At 70.0% G+C, this 16444-nt stretch carries 14 protein-coding genes; 7 read left to right on the top strand and 7 right to left on the bottom strand.

All coding sequences use genetic code 11. The features are described 5' to 3' along the window. Positions 1–39: 39 nt before the first annotated feature. Positions 40–1329, top strand: coding sequence for an aspartate kinase (locus AC4D2E_RS12930; protein WP_104167110.1), 1290 nt, complete (start codon positions 40–42; stop codon positions 1327–1329). A 188-nt stretch (positions 1330–1517) separates the two neighbouring features. On the opposite strand, the gene AC4D2E_RS12925 is transcribed toward AC4D2E_RS12930, so the two are convergent. Further along, a complete protein-coding gene (locus AC4D2E_RS12925; RefSeq protein WP_490952867.1) occupies positions 1518–4583 on the bottom strand; it encodes a S8 family peptidase in 3066 nt (1021 codons plus the stop codon). A 219-nt stretch (positions 4584–4802) separates the two neighbouring features. Between AC4D2E_RS12925 and AC4D2E_RS12920 the strand changes: the two genes are divergently transcribed. Both AC4D2E_RS12920 and AC4D2E_RS12915 read left to right on the top strand, forming a co-directional pair. Beyond that, positions 4803–5687 (top strand): 3-methyladenine DNA glycosylase, encoded by an 885-nt coding sequence (locus AC4D2E_RS12920; protein WP_490952866.1) that lies wholly within the window; start codon positions 4803–4805, stop codon positions 5685–5687. An 84-nt stretch (positions 5688–5771) separates the two neighbouring features. Then, positions 5772–6398, top strand: a complete 627-nt coding sequence (locus AC4D2E_RS12915; protein ID WP_490952865.1) for an SSI family serine proteinase inhibitor — start codon at positions 5772–5774, stop codon at positions 6396–6398. 49 nt (positions 6399–6447) lie between these two features. Here AC4D2E_RS12915 and AC4D2E_RS12910 read toward each other — a convergent pair whose 3' ends face one another. Next, positions 6448–6942 carry a hypothetical protein gene (locus AC4D2E_RS12910; protein ID WP_104167118.1) on the bottom strand — a complete coding sequence of 165 codons (495 nt, stop codon included), beginning with the start codon at positions 6940–6942 and terminating at the stop codon, positions 6448–6450. 213 nt (positions 6943–7155) lie between these two features. On the opposite strand from AC4D2E_RS12910, the gene purS reads away from it, so the two are divergent. The 3 genes from purS to purL are packed head-to-tail and all read left to right on the top strand — an operon-like array spanning position 7156 to position 10499. Further along, positions 7156–7416 carry a phosphoribosylformylglycinamidine synthase subunit PurS gene (gene purS / locus AC4D2E_RS12905; protein ID WP_490952864.1) on the top strand — a complete coding sequence of 87 codons (261 nt, stop codon included), beginning with the start codon at positions 7156–7158 and terminating at the stop codon, positions 7414–7416. Then, positions 7413–8198: a phosphoribosylformylglycinamidine synthase subunit PurQ gene (gene purQ / locus AC4D2E_RS12900; RefSeq protein ID WP_490952863.1), complete on the top strand. Its 786-nt coding sequence runs from the start codon at positions 7413–7415 to the stop codon at positions 8196–8198. The genes purS and purQ overlap by 4 nt, the downstream gene beginning before the upstream one ends. Beyond that, positions 8199–10499, top strand: a complete 2301-nt coding sequence (gene purL, locus AC4D2E_RS12895; protein ID WP_490911267.1) for a phosphoribosylformylglycinamidine synthase subunit PurL — start codon at positions 8199–8201, stop codon at positions 10497–10499. Between the two features lie 84 nt (positions 10500–10583). On the opposite strand, the gene AC4D2E_RS12890 is transcribed toward purL, so the two are convergent. From AC4D2E_RS12890 to AC4D2E_RS12875, 4 genes are all read right to left on the bottom strand, one after another. Beyond that, on the bottom strand, positions 10584–11315 hold the full coding sequence (locus AC4D2E_RS12890; protein WP_490952862.1) for a class F sortase: 732 nt from the start codon (positions 11313–11315) through the stop codon (positions 10584–10586). 96 nt (positions 11316–11411) lie between these two features. Further along, complete coding sequence (locus tag AC4D2E_RS12885; RefSeq protein WP_490952861.1) at positions 11412–12341, bottom strand: hypothetical protein; 930 nt, start codon at positions 12339–12341, stop codon at positions 11412–11414. A gap of 340 nt (positions 12342–12681) precedes the next feature. Next, complete coding sequence (locus tag AC4D2E_RS12880) at positions 12682–14085, bottom strand: acetamidase/formamidase family protein (protein ID WP_490952860.1); 1404 nt, start codon at positions 14083–14085, stop codon at positions 12682–12684. Positions 14086–14229: 144 nt separating this feature from the next. Beyond that, positions 14230–14793, bottom strand: coding sequence for a DUF1990 domain-containing protein (locus AC4D2E_RS12875; protein ID WP_104167130.1), 564 nt, complete (start codon positions 14791–14793; stop codon positions 14230–14232). 113 nt (positions 14794–14906) lie between these two features. Here AC4D2E_RS12875 and AC4D2E_RS12870 point away from each other — a divergent pair, with 113 nt between their 5' ends. Then, positions 14907–15821, top strand: coding sequence for a DUF1206 domain-containing protein (locus AC4D2E_RS12870; RefSeq protein WP_490952859.1), 915 nt, complete (start codon positions 14907–14909; stop codon positions 15819–15821). Here the strand turns inward: AC4D2E_RS12870 and AC4D2E_RS12865 are convergent. Further along, positions 15776–16240 carry a CoA-binding protein gene (locus AC4D2E_RS12865; RefSeq protein WP_490952858.1) on the bottom strand — a complete coding sequence of 155 codons (465 nt, stop codon included), beginning with the start codon at positions 16238–16240 and terminating at the stop codon, positions 15776–15778. The genes AC4D2E_RS12870 and AC4D2E_RS12865 overlap by 46 nt on opposite strands. Between the last annotated feature and the right edge of the window lie 204 nt (positions 16241–16444).

Raw genomic sequence — 16444 nt, 5'->3', positions numbered from 1 at the left:
GGCTGACGCCGCCGTCCTCCTTCGTCAGTGAGCGAGTGCATGAGCCTCATAGTCCAGAAATTCGGCGGATCGTCGGTGGCCGACGCCGAAGGCATCAAGCGCGTCGCGCGGCGGGTCGTCGACACCCAGGCAGCAGGCCATGAGGTGGTCGTCGTCGTCTCCGCGATGGGCGACAGCACGGACGAACTGCTGGACCTCGCCGGGCAGGTGAGCCCGACGGCGTCGGACGCCCGGGAGATGGACATGCTCCTGAGCGCGGGCGAGCGCATCTCCATGGCCCTCCTGGCGATGGCGATCCACGCGGCCGGCGCCTCCGCGCAGTCCTTCACCGGCAGCCAGGCGGGCATGATCACGGACGCCATCCACGGCAAGGCGCGGATCATCGACGTCTCCCCGCACCGCATCCGGACGGCCATCGAGAAAGGCGATATCGCCATCGTCGCCGGTTTCCAGGGCATGAGCCGCGACAGCAACGACATCACGACCCTCGGCCGTGGCGGATCGGACACCACCGCCGTCGCCCTCGCCGCCGCGCTGGGCGCGGACGTCTGCGAGATCTACACCGACGTCGACGGCGTCTACACCGCCGACCCCCGGGTGGTCGCCTCGGCGCAGAAGATCGACACGATCTCGAGCGAGGAGATGCTCGAGATGGCGGCGTCAGGAGCGAAGATCCTGCACCTGCGCTGCGTCGAGTACGCGCGCCGCTTCGGCGTCCCCCTGCACGTCCGCTCCTCCTTCAGCCACAACGAGGGCACCTGGGTGCTGCCCAGCCCCGATGACCAGATCAAGATTCAAGAGGGAGAACCCTTGGAACAGCCCATCATCTCCGGCGTCGCGCACGACCGCTCCGAAGCGAAGGTCACGGTCGTCGGCGTACCCGACATCCCCGGCAAGGCAGCCGAGATCTTCGGGATCGTCGCCGGCGCCAACACGAACATCGACATGATCGTGCAGAACGTCTCGACGCACGGGTCCGGCCGCACGGACATCTCCTTCACGCTCCCGATCGTCGACGGCGCCGAGGCGCTCGCCGCGCTCGGCGCCGCGCAGGACCGCGTCGGCTTCGAATCGGTGGACTACAACGAGAAGATCGGGAAGCTCTCGCTGATCGGCGCGGGCATGCGTTCGAACCCCGGCGTCTCCTACCGTTTCTTCCGCGCCCTGTCCGACGCCGGCGTGAACATCGACATGATCTCGACGTCGGAGATCCGCATCTCGGTGGTCACGGGCGCGGACCTGCTCGATACCGCGGTACGTGCCGTGCACGCCGCGTTCGAGCTCGACGGCGATGCCACCGCGACGGTGTACGCGGGGACGGGCCGCTAGCCGCTTCGTCGGGGCCCCTGCGTCACCTGACGACCTTCGTCCCATCGGCCGCGGCCGTGAAGCGGGACTGTTCGAACCCTCCCACCCCGCGGTCCCGTGGAGTGGGATGACGACGACCGGACACGGACATGGAGAAGGCCGGTGGATCAGGGATCCACCGGCCTTCTGCCTGTCATTCAGCTGGGGTGTTACTTCACGACGACCGTCACGTAGGTCACCGCCGAGGATCCGGCGTAGGTCACGCGGCCCACGTAGGAGCCGGCGGCGAGGCCGGTCCAGGTGAGCGTGACGGCACCCGTGCTGCCGTTCGCCAGGGCGAGCGGGTTCGGGGTCAGCGTCGCATTGTTCTCCGTGCCGCTGAGGACCGCCGCATCGATGGTGCCTGCGGTCGGCCGGTTGTCCGTGCTGCCGTACAGGTTGGCGATGATCCGGTACTTGCCGGGTGCCGGCTTCTCGAGCGTGATCGTCTCGCTGGCATCCGCGGTCGCCACCTGGGTGACGGTGCCTGCCGGCGTGATCAGGAACATGTCGAAGTCGGCGCTCGGGTCACTCGAGAGGACCGAGAACCTCGCGATCGGGGCGCCTGCGGGGACGGTGACGTCCTTGACGGCGTTTGAGGCGTTGTTCGCGTTGGCCAGGCCACCGGGGACCAGGTTGATCGCCGTCGAGTCCGCCTTGGCGAGGCCCTGGAGCGTCATCTGGATCGGGGTGTTGGTGCCCGAGGTGACGTCGAAGGTGCCGCTGCCGTCAGGACCCGCGGAGGTGAAGGCTGCCTCGGCCGGAGCCTTGACGGCCTGCGGGCGGACGGCCACCGGGGAGGTGACGGTCTTGCCCTGGCCGGACCAGGTCAGGGACCCGGCTGCGAACTTGCCGAACGGCGCGCTCTCGTTCTCGAAGGTGACCTTGAAGGTGCGCTTCTCGCCGGGTGCACTGAAGTTCAGGACCGACGGCGTGACGGTGACCTTGACTCCGGGGACGTTCGCGGTCGCACGGTAGAGGCCGGGGGTGACGGCCGTGACCGTGCGGGTGACCTCGATGCGTCCCGTCAGGTTGCCGAGCCCGAAGGACGGCACGTTGGTGTCCTTCGTGGCGACCGGCTTGACACCGGTTATGCCGAGCTCGACGCCGGTGCCCGCGATGAAGCTGAGGTAGTCCTCCACGGTCTGGTCGTAGACCAGTCCGGGGCTGAGTACGGTTGCCGGGTTGATGTGGCCGGCGCCCACCGCGAGGACGTCGGTCTCGACGCCGCCCGTGGCGGTCTTCAGTGGGTAGGCGGTGGTCATCATCGCCGACTTCACGGTGGCCGGGGACCAGGCGGGGTTCTTGCCGAGGACCAGCGCGGCGAAGCCCGCGACGTGAGGCGAGGCCATCGAGGTTCCGGAGAGGAACCCGAACTGCGCCCCCTTGGAACCGACCGTGGAGACGCCCGCGAGGACGGCGACGCCCGGAGCCGTGATGTCCGGCTTCAGCAGGTCGGACCCGGTGGCCAGCAGGGGGCCGCGCGAGGAGAAGCCTGCGATCTGCGGTGTGGGAGGCAGGGGCTTGCCCGTGGTGTCCGTGGGCTGCAGGGCGACGGTGATCGACGGGTTGGCCGCGACCTTCGCCTTGAGCTCGAGGGCCTCGGGCGCGTTGACGTGGACCGTCGGCACCACGTGCTGATCGGTGTCCGTCGAGGAATCGACGAGGTTGACGAGGATCATGCCCACGCCTCCGGTACGGAGCACCTCGGCACTCTTCGCGGTGCGGTCGACGACGCCGCGGTCACAGACCACGATCTTGCCGGCGACCTTCGCCGGGTCCAGGGTGTTGGGGCCGCACAGGTTAGGGCTCGCCGCGCCTGCCGCCGCCGCGTTCACCGCGAGGACGACCGGGGTGGCGGGCACACCGGCGCGCATGATCGACGCGCCGCGGTACTTGGTGCCGTCCGAGAATTCGGCGGTGCCCTGCAGCTCGTAGTTGAAGGTGCTCGCGGCGACCGTGGTCATCCACGGGGCGCCGTGGTTCACGGTGCTGGCGGTGGGGCCGGAGTTGCCGGCGGACGCGGCGACGAAGATGCCCGCCGAGGTGGCCGAGAGGAAGGCGAGGGACACGGGGTCCGTCGTCGTCGTCGTGCTGCCCGAGATCGAGTAGTTCAGCACGTCCACGCCGTCGAGGATGGCCTGGTTGATGGCGTCGACCGATGCCGAGGAGTAGCAGCCGCCCGTGTTGGGGTCGGTGTCCTCCCAGCAGGTCTTGTAGACGGAGATCTTCGCCTCGGGGGCGACCCCGGAGGAGACACCGAAGTTCCGGCCGTCGACGGTCTGGGTGACGCCTGCGTTGCCCGCGGCGGTGCTCGCCGTGTGCGTGCCGTGGTTGTCGATGTCCACCGGGGAGAGGACTTCCTCGGGCGCGCGGTTCGCGGCGGGCACGCTCGCGATGAAGGCCTCGTCGAAGTACTGCGCGGAGACGACCTTCGAGTTGCAGAGGCTGCCGTCGAAGCCCTGGCCGACCTCGCAGTCACCGACGAACGTGCTCCCGTCGGCCTTCAGCATGGCGATCCTGCCGTCGGCGTCGCGGTAGGGCTCACCCACCTTGGGCTTGGAGTTGCCGGGGAGCGGCTTGACGGGCTTACCGGCGAAGAAGGGGTTGTCGGGGGCGTAGCCGGTGTCGATGACGCCGACGACCGTTCCCTTGCCCGCGTTCTTCTCGCCGCCGAACTGGGTCTTCCAGGCTCCCTTGTTGCCGTTGAGACCGAGGAAGTCGATGGTGGAGTAGTCCGGGGCGTTCTCCACGTCCGGTGCGACCATGAGGACCTTGTCGCTCTTGGCGAGCTCGATGGCCTGGTCGGCGCTGAGATCCGCCGCGAAGCCGTTGATGGCCGCCGTGTAGGTGCGGTCGATCTCGACGCTCTCCGCGGTGGCGACCTCCTGCTGCTTGGTCTCGAGGAACTTCGAGTACTGCTGGACGTTCGGCGCCTGGGCGTCGAGCTTCTTGCCCGGCTGCGGCTTCGTCGGGGCGATGCCCTGCACGCCGCCCGTGTAGGTGGCGATCGGCTTGTCGGCGAGTACCACGATGTACTTGCCGGCCGGGTACTGCGCCGGATCCAGATTCTTGGCGGGCGCCTTCTGCGGCGTCACTGACGTCGCCGGAGCCGGCGCTGCGAAGGCAGCCGGCGCCACCGCCGTTGATGAGACCAGTAGCGGCAGACCCAGAACGATCGTCGCGGCGGCGCGCATGCTGGTGCGCCCCTGCCCGGCTATTCTCCGTTGTGTCATAGGAAGGTAGTGCCTCTCGTGAAAGTACGGGCCGGCCGAAGCCGTTCCCCCGATGCCGTGGTCTCCCGTATGGGACCCCACCCCTGTGATGACGCTCACAGACGCCACAGCGAGCACAAACTTACCCGAGGCAACACACCCTGAACAGTGACCTTCGGCCGTGTTTCCCAGAATTCACACAGGATATTTACCAGGAGGCGAACAGGTGATAATAGGAGAATGCCCGCTGACCTCCTGACCCGTCTCGCGCAGGCGGAATGGCAGGACCGCGAACGGCGGCACCACGAGCGGGTGGCCCGCTTCGCGGAGCCCTACCTGGAGCGGCGGTCGCGTGGGGCGAAACATCCGGTGGAGGACTTCCTCTTCACCTACTACACGCAGAAGCCGGGCCAGCTCATGCGCTGGCACCCGGGGGCCGCCGTCGTGCTGGCGGGACCGGCCGCTGCGGAGCGCACCGGCTGGAAGTACTACGCCGCCGTCGACGACGGGGTCCGGGTCGACGCGCAGCGCTTCGCGGTCGAGCGGCGCGACGCCGTCGACTTCGCCCGGTTGATCCTCGCCCGGACCGCGGCGCGGCCCGCGCAGTTCGGCTGCTTCGGGCTCCACGAGTGGGCGATGGCATACCGGTCTGCGGTCAACGGCGTCCGCCACGACTATCTGCAACTGCGCCTCGGAGCGGACGGCACCGACGGCGTCGTCGACTCCGCGCGGATCCGCTGCACCCACTTCGACGCCTTCCGTTTCTACACCCCGGAGGCGGTGCCCCTGAACGAGCTCACGCCCACGCGCCGGACGCAGCGGGACCTCGAACAACCGGGCTGCCTCCACGCCAACATGGACCTGTACAAATGGGCGTACAAGCTCACCCCGCTGCTGCCCAGCGAGATCGTCATGGACTGCTTCGAACTGTCCTGGCGGATCCGGACCATGGACATGCGGGCCTCCCCGTACGACCTCGCGGACTGGGGCTACACGCCGATCGCGATCGAGACGGCCGAGGGCAAGGCGGAGTACGTCCGGCTGCAGCGCAGCTTCGCCGAGGAGTCGCAGGCGCTCCGGGCGCGGCTCCTCGGGCTGCTCGATGACGCGCTGGATGCTCCCTAGCCGCGCCGCCCGGGACGCCTCGCCGTCGTCCCGCGTTGTTCTATCGCCAGCCGTTACGCTGGGGAGCCAGCCGAAGGGGACGCCATGACCAGCACCGATCCGAGGCCTGCAGCGGGCCGTGCACGCAGGGCCGCCCGGCGTGCCCTGGTTCCGCTCGTGGCGCTCGCCCTCGCCCTCTCCGCCTGCAGCGAGAGTGGCCCGCCAGACGAACCCGATGAACAGGAGACCTCCGTGCAGTCCCCCACCCCCTCGCCCGCGCCGGACGACAACGCCACCCCCGGCCCGGCGCCCTCCGGCGCGGGCTCCGCTCCACCGGCGTCCGCTCCACCGGTGTCCGCTCCACCGGCGCCGGCGACTCCGCCGGCGGCCTCGACGAACGCCCTGCTGACCATCTCCGTCCGGCAGGATGCCTCCTCGGACCCCGTCCAGTACGTGCTCGAGTGCGTCGACGGCGTCCCCGGGCCGGCCTCCACCCATCCCAACGCCGACGCCGCGTGCGCGACCCTCACGCGGATCGGCGCCGCGTTCTTCACGGCTCGCCCGAACAAGGACGTGCTCTGCACCCAGCAGTACGCGGGTCCGCAGACGGCGAGCATCACCGGGGAGATCGACGGGACCCCGGTGGTGGGATCCTTCGCGTTGACGGACGGCTGCGAAATCTCGCGCTGGAACAGTCTGACGGATCTCCTGGGCGCGCCCGGGGCGCAGTAGAGCCGGCGGACGCTGCGACGGGATCGGCCGCCCGCCGGACCGGGCAACCTCAGCGCAGCACCTCGACGAGGGCGACCCAGGAGAACAGGATGCCTCCGACGATCGCGAGGACGCATCCGGCAGCGAGCCAGGCGAGACCGGTCGCGGGCGCGCCGAGGAGCAGGAGGACGGCGCCGACCGCGAAGGGGCCGAGGGGAAGCGCCCCTGCAACGATCTTTCCGGCGCGCTCCGAAGGCTTCCGGCCGCTCTCGGCGGCGACGAGGCGGACGGCGTGCACCTCGAGAGCGAGCACGACCACCAGTGCGGCGAGGACCTCGAGGCCGTGGGCCCAGGCGGTCTGACCGGGAACGAGTCCGATCGCGCCGACCACGATCGCAAGAGTGAGGGTGCCGATCGAGGCGGCGGCGCGGGCCGGCAGTGCCGGCGACGCCACGATCGCGGAGATGTTGACCGACATCGCCACGATCAGCAGGCCGGCGAGCGCCGCGGTCGCCCCGACCATGGCGACGTTGAAGTCGGTCCACGCCTCGAGGGACTCCGCCATGACGGGCATCCTACGGGACCGGAGCTGGGGGCCGAACAGGCGCGCACCGAAAGCCGGCGCCGGACGGGGGCTCAGGGAATGCCCGGTAGACTTGGACCGCAAGCTCGCGGAGCGCCGGTATCAACCCTGATGCGGCGTGAGACGGCACTTCCGGGCTACTGCATTTAATGCTGGAACCCCCAGCACTTGCCGCTCACGCACAGGAGTTGCCGGATGCCCCGGATCGTTGTCGACGTCATGCCCAAGCCCGAGATCCTCGACCCCCAGGGTAAGGCGATCGCCGGAGCACTCCCCCGGATCGGGCTCACCGGCTTCGCCGGTGTTCGCCAGGGCAAGCGCTTCGAACTGACCGTGGACGGTGACGTCACGGAGGAGGTCCTCGAGCAGGCCCGCCATGCCGCCGCCACGCTGCTGTCCAACCCGGTCATCGAGGACGTCACCCGCGTGGAGGTCATCCAGGAGGACGGCCAGTGACCCTCGAGACCCCGCTCATCGGCGGCCCCCAGCCCGTCGCCGGCCGCGAGGACAGGGCGCTCGACGGCGTGAGGGTCGGCGTCGTCACGTTCCCCGGCTCGCTCGACGACCGCGACGCCGTCCGCGCCGTCCGCCTCGCCGGCGGCAGCGCCACCCAGCTGTGGCACGGCGACCACGACCTGCAGGGCGTCGACGCCGTCATCATCCCCGGCGGCTTCTCCTACGGCGACTACCTCCGTGCCGGCGCCATCTCCCGCTTCGCGCCGCTCATGGAGCAGATCACCGCGGCGGCCTCGGGCGGGGCGGATGCCCTCCCCGTGCTCGGCATCTGCAACGGCTTCCAGGTCCTGACCGAGGCGCACCTGCTGCCCGGGTCAATGATCAAGAACAACTCCCTGCACTTCATCTGCCGCGACCAGCGCCTGCGCGTCGAGAACGCCGGCACCTCCTGGACCTCGGACTACGCGGACGGTGAGGAGATCGTCATCCCGCTCAAGAACCAGGACGGGCAATTCGTCGCCGACAACCGCACCCTGGACGAGCTCGAGGGCGAGGGTCGTGTGGTCTTCCGCTACGTCGACGGCAACCCCAATGGCTCTCGCCGCGACATCGCCGGCATCTCGAACAGCGCGGGTAACGTCGTCGGGCTCATGCCGCACCCCGAGCACGCCGTCGAGGCGGGCTTCGGCCCGGACTCCTCGGCCCGCGGCGCCGTCGAGGTCCGCGGTGGAACCGACGGGCTCGGCATCTTCACCTCGGTACTCAAGAAACTGGTGGGCTAAGTGACTGCAGGAACAACGTCCCGTGCGTTCAACATCGACACCGTCGCGAATGCGGAGGCCACCCCCGGCCAGGCGCTCCCCTGGGCGGAGCTCGGGCTCAAGGAGAACGAGTACCGGCGCGTCGAGGAGATCCTCGGGCGCAGGCCCACCGGCGCCGAGCTCGCCATGTACTCGGTGATGTGGAGCGAGCACTGCTCCTACAAGTCCTCCAAGGTGCACCTGCGCCAGTTCGGCGAGAAGGTCACCGACGCCATGAAGAAGCACCTCCTCGTCGGGATCGGTGAGAACGCCGGCGTCGTCGACATCGGGGACGGCTGGGCCGTGACCTTCAAGGTGGAGAGCCACAACCACCCGTCCTTCGTGGAGCCCTACCAGGGCGCGGCCACCGGTGTGGGCGGGATCGTCCGCGACATCATCTCCATGGGCGCCCGCCCGGTCGCCGTCATGGACCCGCTGCGCTTCGGGGCGATCGACCACCCGGACACCGCCCGCCTCGTGCACGGGATCGTCGCGGGCATCGGTGGCTACGGGAACTCCCTCGGGCTGCCGAACATCGGCGGTGAGGTGGTCTTCGACGCCGTCTACCAGGGCAACCCGCTGGTCAACGCCCTCGCGGTCGGCGTGCTGCGGCACGAGGACATCCGCCTCGCCAACGCGTCCGGCGCGGGCAACAGGGTGGTCCTCTTCGGTGCCCGCACCGGCGGCGACGGCATCGGCGGTGCCTCCGTGCTGGCCTCCGAGTCCTTCGACTCCTCGAAGCCGTCCAAGCGTCCCGCCGTCCAGGTGGGCGACCCGTTCGCCGAGAAGGTGCTCATCGAGTGCTGCCTAGAGCTGTTCAAGGCGTCCGTGGTCGAGGGCATCCAGGACCTCGGCGCGGCGGGCATCTCCTGCGCGACGTCGGAACTCGCGTCCAACGGCGACGGCGGCATGCACGTGGAACTCACCAACGTGCTGCTCCGCGACCCCTCGCTCACGCCCGGCGAGATCCTGATGTCGGAGTCGCAGGAACGCATGATGGCGGTCGTGACGCCCGCGAACGTGGAGGCGTTCGAGGCCATCATGGACAAGTGGGCCGTGGAGTACTCCTGGCTGGGCGAGGTCACCGACACCGGCCGGCTCATCATCGAATGGGACGGCGAGAAGATCGTCGACGTCGACCCCCGCACCGTCGCCCATGAGGGCCCCGTCTACGAGCGCCCGTACCACCGGCCCGAATGGCTCGACGGCGTCCAGGCCGATGCCTTCACCGCCTCCGCTGCCGCCGAACGGCCCGCCGACCTGCGCGAGGCCGTCCTGGAGCTCATGGCCTCACCCAACATGTGTGCGAAGAACTGGGTCACCGACCAGTTCGACCGCTACGTCCAGGGCAACACGGCGCTGGCCATGCCCGACGACGCCGGCGTGGTCCGGGTCGACGAGGAGACCGGCCTCGGCGTCGCCATCTCCACCGATGCGAACGGCCGCTACTCCTACCTCGACCCCTACGAGGGGGCGCGCCTGGCGCTCGCCGAGGCGTACCGGAACGTGGCGACGTCGGGTGCCGAGCCCCTCGCCGTCACCGACTGCCTGAACTTCGGCTCCCCCGAGGACCCCGAGGTCATGTGGCAGTTCGCCGAGACCGTCCGCGGCCTCGCCGACGCCTGCCAGGAGCTCGGCGTGCCCGTGACCGGCGGCAATGTCTCGCTGTACAACCAGACCGGCGGCGTCGCCATCCACCCCACCCCTGTGGTGGGCGTGCTCGGCGTGTTCGACGACGTCGCGCGGCGCACGCCGTCGGGCTGGCGGGAGGACGGGCAGGCCATCTACCTGCTGGGGACGACGGCGGACGAGCTGGACGGCTCCGAGTGGGCCAACCTGCGCGGGCACCTCGGCGGGCAGCCGCCGGCACTGGACCTCGCGGCCGAGAAGACGCTCGCGGCGATCCTCGTCAACTGCTCGCGGGACGGCATGATCGACGGCGCCCACGACCTCTCCGAGGGGGGCCTCGCGGCCGGGCTGAGCGAGATGGCGCTGCGCTTCGGCGTCGGCGCGCGGATCGGGCTCGACGAGCTGTGCGAACGCGACGGCATCGACGCATTCACCGCGCTGTTCAGCGAGAGCCAGGCCCGCGCCGTCGTCAGCGTCCCACGCTCCGAGGAGGTCCGCTTCAACGACATGTGCACGGCGCGGAACTTCCCCACCATCCGGATCGGCGTGGTGGACACGGAGAACCGGGCGTTGGACGTGCAGGGCTACTTCACCCTGCCGCTGGACCGGCTGCGCGAAGCCCACGAGGGGACGCTGCCGAGGCACTTCGGCTGACCCCGGCTCCGACGGGACCCGGTGTCCCGCCGGCGGGGTTCCTCGACCGGACGCAGATGCGGGAGTCGCAGCCCGCGGTGGACGTCAGGCGGTCTTCGGCATCGCCGTGACGACGACGTTCTTCCCCCAGGGGTTCTCGGTGTAACAGCTGATGAGGACCACGCGGTTCGGGACGATGTTCCAGATGTCGCTGTCCTTCAGCGTGTCCTTGTCATGGGTCGTCACCGAGTCGACGACGTAGGTGAGGTCGCCCGTCCCGACGGTGAGCGTGAACTCGGCACCCACCAGGGTTTCGTCGCTCAACGCGTTGAACGGTGCGTCCCTGCCGTCCCAGCTGTGGCCTGCGATGTAGGTGGTGTTGACCGATCCGGCGCCGGGGATCCCGTAGGACGTCAACCAGTAGGCGTCGATGGTGAGCGGAGGGACGAGGGTCTGCGCGGCGAGGTCCGCCTCGCTCGGCGTGAGCGGCAGGACCGCCATGTCGACCCCCGCGGCGGGGAAGGACAGTCCGATGGGCTCGGCTGCGGCCGGGCCGGGCGCCGGGGTGGACGCCGCGGATGCGGGGGCAGCCGCTGCTGCGGACGGCGAGGACGACGACACGGGGGTCGCGACGGCCGACGGCGTGCTCGACGACGTCGGGGCTCCCGACGACGCCGGGGGCATGACCGAGACGGCGATGGCGAGCCCTGCGGCAGCGACGAGGGGCAGCGCCGCCCAGCGCTTCGCAAGCGAGCGGCGCGGCTGCGGCTGTGGGGTCGTCTGCGCGGGAGCACCCGGCCGGTCCGGGGCTTCGTCGGGCATCCGGGGCTGGTCCATGGCTGCGCTGTCCTGAGCTCGAAATGGATGATGCGCCGGTCCGGCCCCGGGGCAACGGTCCTTCGACCACTACCCCGGGGCCGGATCGGCCGGCCTCTAGCGCTGTGCGCGCTCGAGACGACGCATGCGGGCGGCGGTGGCCGCCGGAACCGCGACCCCCACGGCCAGCAGCGCCGCGATGAGGGCCACGGCGGCGCTGTTGTCCTCCGTCGCGACGGCGGTCTGGACGTTCAGGCCCTTGTTCGTACCGGTCGGTGCGGGGACGACGGCGCTGGGAGCGGCGGGAGGAGCCGGCACTGCGACCGGGGCCGCCGGCACGGCGACCGGAGCCGGACCCACCGGAGTGATCCCCGGGCCGGCCGGATCGACGCCGATCGCTTCGGCGTCACACGCCGCGAGGAACGCCTCGAACAGGGCGAGGATCTCCTTCGCGAGGGCCTCATCCACGTTGAGCTGGTCGAGGAGGTCGGATGCTGCGCCGTCTGCCGCCTCCAACGCCGCCGAAGCGGTCAGGACCTCGGGGGTGATCAGCGCGGCATCGTAGACAGCGATCGCTGCATCGTATGCCGACGACGCTTCCTTCTCACCGTCCTGCGCAGCCAGAAGCGCCTGCTGTGCCTCGATGACGACCGGGTCCGTATTCGGATCCTCGGCGGTCGATTCCTCAATGGCCGTGGCGAGTGCCGTGGTGGCGTCCGCAGTGACCAGGGCCGCGGCGTCGATTGCTCCTTCGGCAGTGACGACCTGAGCCTCGGCGGCGATTGCTGCCTCCGACATCAGCGCAGCCTGCGCGACTGCCTCGAGGTTCGCCGCAGCGTCCACGACCGCCGCCGTCGCCAGCTCGAACTGGCTGACGAAGCGGAGATCGACACCGGCGAGACCGAGAGCCGCGTTGAACTGCGCAGAAGCCTGCAGGCACGCCGCGTCACCGGGTGCGGCCGCCGCCATCGGAGCTCCGAAGAACAGGCCACCGGCGAGGAGGGTGGCCGTCGAACCGGCGGCAACCCACGTATTGGTACTCATCATGTCTGTGCGTCTCCTGGACACGTAGTTTCCCCCGGGCCATCCCCGACGGCGCAGCTTGCGGCCCCACACGCAAGCAGCGCCCTCGGAGAGGGCGCTGCGAACAAGATCGCCATGATCCGCTGATCGTTTCGGGGCAGGAGCCCCAGCATCCTGTGAATTACCCGAACGATCGCTGTATGCCTCAACCTAGAGCTGTTGTGTGACGTAAGCAATGAGATGAGGCCATCAAGCAGGGTCACGCTTTGGCATCGATCAGCGTGTTCGACGGAGGCATGGCGTTGTGCGGCTTCGCAGGCAGGGCCGCTGCGGCGGATGCCGGGCCCGGGGCGGCATCCCCCGCTCAGGCGAAGTGCGCCTTCGCGATCAGCCCGTGCACACCGACCGTCCGGTCGACGACCTGCGACACCGCGAAATCCGCCGCCGCGGAGAGGTACGCGTAGGCCACCGCGCGGTCCATGCCCCGATCATGCTGCAGGAAGTCGAGCGCGTTGATGATGGCACGGCGCATGGCGACGTTCAGGTCGCCCGAGACGCCCCCACCGGCCAGCCCGTCCGGATCGGACAGGCCGATCGGGATCCAGGCTTCCTTCGTCTCGGCGAACGGGTAGGAGTACGCGACCGAGGGAGCGTCGCCGGAGCCGGGTTTGCACACCGTCAGCCGGAACGTCCCGCGCAGCGAGCCCTCCATCGCAGTGAGCGCCACCTCGCCGTCGCCCATGCCCATGTGCGGATCGCCGACGTAGAAGAGGGCTCCCGGGGCCTTCACCGGGAGGTAGAAGGTGGATCCCGCGCCGAGGTGACGGATGTCGATGTTCCCTCCGCCGAGCGTCGGCGGCACGGAGTTCGCCTCGGGCGACGTGAGGCCGTCGGCCTCCGCGAAGGCGACGCCCATCATCCCCATGAACGGCCGCAGCGGGAATCGCACCGTCAGGTCACCGCTGGTCATCACGCCCTTGCCCTTCTCGATCCGCGTGAACACCGAGACGTTGCCGTAGTCCGACGGGATGCCCGATGCGCGGTTGTCCGTGGCCACCGGCGGCATGACCTCGTCGAGGGTGATCCCGGCCGGGGGCATGGGCCCCGGCTGCACCGCGAGGCCGCCCTTCCCGTGCCGGCTGGAGACCACGCCGTAGGGGACGCGGGGAACCACCTCGAGCGTCTCGATCTTGAGCACATCGCCCGGTTCGGCGCCCTCGACGGCGATGGGGCCGGTGACGACGTGCGGGCCGTCGACGTCGAAGCGGCGTTCCGTCCGACGGTAACCGGCGGCGATGTCGACGGCGTCCTCCAGGACCGACGACCGGCCGACGCCGAGCGCACCGAAGTACTCCACCGGGTCGCGCCCCTGGTCCTCGAGGATCCCCTCGTGCGAGAGGGCGTCGATTGTGACCGTCCGGCCGGACCGCATCGTCATGACGGGTGCCGCGTTCACCGTGGGCACATAGCCCCAGAGGACCTCGTCGGGTGTGGAGGAGAGGTAATGGTCGCCGCGCATCCGTCCGCGTCCCGGCTGCAGGATGTCGAGGGGCGCCTTCCCCGCGGATCCCTTGCCCGGCGCGTAAGGGGCCTTGCCCTGTGCCCCCGCGTCGTGCCCGGCTCCGGGGCCGGTGGCGATCGCAGCCGGCGCTCCGGCCACCGATGCGGCCGAGAGCGCGCCCAGGGCAGCGACCACTCCCATGAAATTCCGCCTGCCCAATCCATCCGTCAACACCTCGGCAGCTTCCTGCCCTCCTACGTCAGCCATGCTGGATCCTCCCGGGTCGTGGAGTTTCCCAAGCTAGCGTCGGGGCGTTACGGGCCCGTTTCGGATCCGATACGGCAGGAAGTCCGTTGCAGCAGGCACACGACGGACGAAGGCGAGGGACCGACGTCGGGGCGCGCCGGGTGGCTAGGAACCCGCGAGCCCGTGAGCTGCCTTCACGTACCGCGACAGGACGTACCGCTGGGTCAGCCTGGTCACCGGCGCAGCGAGCCGGTAGACGAGGCTCGCCGGCACGCTGTAGGCGGAGCAGATGAAGAGCAGCCGGTTGTCGGCTGTCAGCTCCGCGTAGAACCCCTCCTCGCCGCGCACCGGGTGGCCGGGCAGCGTCCCGTAGCCGAACCCGCCGCGCTGGCCCGGGACCGCCCTGCCCGCGCCGTCGAGCTGCGGCGCCCGCGACCAGATGACCCTGCACGGGGCCTTGATCCGTGCGGGGCCGACGCCGAATCCGGAGACGACGCGGGCGCCGGGAACGGCCCGCACGGCGTCGGACTCCATGGTGAGACCGGCTCCGCGGTGCAGCTCCCAGGCCAGGATGCCCTCGGTGAGGGCGATGAAGGCGGCCGAAGGATCCCCGGTCTCGATCTCGTGGGTTTCCACCATCACGGTGTAGCCGCCGGGCCAGCCGCCCTCGAGGGACTCGGGGAACGGCCTGTCCGTCGCGCCGCGCTCCTCGTACGTGAACTGTTCCATGCGTGCCTCTTCCCTCGATGCCTCGCCGCCAGGGCTCCCTGGTGAACGGGTCCGGTCCCAACCTAGTGGACCGGAAACGGACCGGCGGGCGCAGATGGACGAGCAATGGCAGGATGGAGGTCCAGACCGGCCCGGACGCGCCTGTGACGTCCGCCCCGCCGATCGACAAGGGAGGCGGGAGCACCATGACACCAGGGACGGGCACACCAGGCAGGGACGCGGCGGACAAGGCGTCCGACGCCGCGGAGGACGCCGCGAACTCCAAGGGCTTCGAGGTCGCGGCCCGTGCGGGCTACGTGGCCGCCGGGATCCTCCACATCCTGATCGGCCTCATAGCCCTCGGCCTGGCGCGCGGCGGCTCCGGGGAGGCCGACCAGAGCGGAGCGATCGGGCAGCTGGCCGGCAGCCCCGGCGGCACGGCCCTCCTGTGGTTCTGCTTCATCGGATGCATCGCCCTCGCCCTGTTCCAGTTCAGCGAGGTGTTCTTCGGCGCGAAGGGACGCCAGGGCAAGGACAAGCTCAAGGTGCAGGCCAAGAGCGGCGGACAGGCCGTGGTGTACGCGGCGATCGGCGTCACCTTCGGCCGGTACGCGCTCGGCGGCTCCAGCGACAGCAGCAGCAGTGCGAGTTCGCTGAGCGCCACCCTCATGTCCAATCCGGTCGGGGCCGCGCTCCTGCTCGCGGTCGGCATCGGCATCCTCGCCGTCGGCGGGTACTTCGTCTACAGCGGGGCCACCCAACACTTCCGCAAGAACCTCACCGGCCTCCCCCCGGGACGCGCCGGCACCGCCGTCGTCGTCCTCGGCGTCGTGGGGTACATCGCCAAGGGCTTCGCCCTCGGGGTCCTCGGCGTCCTCGTCATCGTCGCCACCCTCACGAACAACCCCGAGCAGTCCACCGGGCTCGACGGCGCCCTGAAGTCCCTGCGGGACCAGCCCTTCGGCGTCTGGCTGCTCGGCGCCGTGGCCCTGGGCCTCGTGGCCTACGGCGTCTTCATGGGGGTGCGGTCGAAGTACCAGCGCATGTAGGCGTCAGAGGCCGAGCGCCGGGGCCTCCATCGCGGGCACGTGTCCATGACGACGTCGAGCCCGGCCTCCGCCGCACGGCGGGCGGCGTCCTCGTCGATCACGCCCAGCTGCAGCCACACCGCCTTCGCGCCCACGGCGATCGCCTGGTCCACGACGGCTCCCACCCGGGACGAGTTCACGAAACAGTCGACGACGTCGATCGGGCCGGGGATGTCCGCCAGACGCGTGTATCCCTGCTGGCCGTGGACGTCGTCGCCCTTGAGACTCACGGGGATGATCTCCATCCCCAGGCCGTCCTTGAGGAACTGCGACACCCCGACGGCGACGCGCCGCGGGTTGTTCGACAGGCCCACCACCGCCCACCGGCCGTGCTCGGTCAGGAGCCTCCTGATGACCTGCGGATCGTTCTGGTGTGCCACGACGCCTCCCGGGGGTGTCCTGCGATTGTTACCTCGTTTGTTACACGCCCCATTTTGCTCCCACGGGACCCCGGGCGTTTCATAGGAGTGACCATCCCGAGCGGCTGAGAGACCTGGATCAGTGAAGCCGCAGCAACCCTGGTCGTCCGCATCCCCCTGATGCCGGACGATATCGAGGTCCGAGCCACGGGAACCACCGGAGAC

Source organism: Arthrobacter sp. TJ-265 (genome assembly GCF_058269135.1).
This window is presented reverse-complemented; position numbering and strand designations above follow the sequence as displayed.

Excerpts from the sequence above, each read along its gene's own strand:
- purS (WP_490952864.1), top strand. The coding sequence starts at position 7,156 with ATGCCCCGGATCGTTGTCGACGTCATGCCCAAGCCCGAGATCCTCGAC.
- AC4D2E_RS12910 (WP_104167118.1), bottom strand. The coding sequence starts at position 6,942 with ATGGCGGAGTCCCTCGAGGCGTGGACCGACTTCAACGTCGCCATGGTC.
- AC4D2E_RS12890 (WP_490952862.1), bottom strand. The coding sequence starts at position 11,315 with ATGGACCAGCCCCGGATGCCCGACGAAGCCCCGGACCGGCCGGGTGCT.
- AC4D2E_RS12920 (WP_490952866.1), top strand. The coding sequence starts at position 4,803 with ATGCCCGCTGACCTCCTGACCCGTCTCGCGCAGGCGGAATGGCAGGAC.
- AC4D2E_RS12875 (WP_104167130.1), bottom strand. The coding sequence starts at position 14,793 with ATGGAACAGTTCACGTACGAGGAGCGCGGCGCGACGGACAGGCCGTTC.
- AC4D2E_RS12925 (WP_490952867.1), bottom strand. The coding sequence starts at position 4,583 with ATGACACAACGGAGAATAGCCGGGCAGGGGCGCACCAGCATGCGCGCC.
- AC4D2E_RS12880 (WP_490952860.1), bottom strand. The coding sequence starts at position 14,085 with ATGGCTGACGTAGGAGGGCAGGAAGCTGCCGAGGTGTTGACGGATGGA.
- AC4D2E_RS12870 (WP_490952859.1), top strand. The coding sequence starts at position 14,907 with ATGGAGGTCCAGACCGGCCCGGACGCGCCTGTGACGTCCGCCCCGCCG.
- AC4D2E_RS12915 (WP_490952865.1), top strand. The coding sequence starts at position 5,772 with ATGACCAGCACCGATCCGAGGCCTGCAGCGGGCCGTGCACGCAGGGCC.
- AC4D2E_RS12885 (WP_490952861.1), bottom strand. The coding sequence starts at position 12,341 with ATGATGAGTACCAATACGTGGGTTGCCGCCGGTTCGACGGCCACCCTC.
- AC4D2E_RS12930 (WP_104167110.1), top strand. The coding sequence starts at position 40 with ATGAGCCTCATAGTCCAGAAATTCGGCGGATCGTCGGTGGCCGACGCC.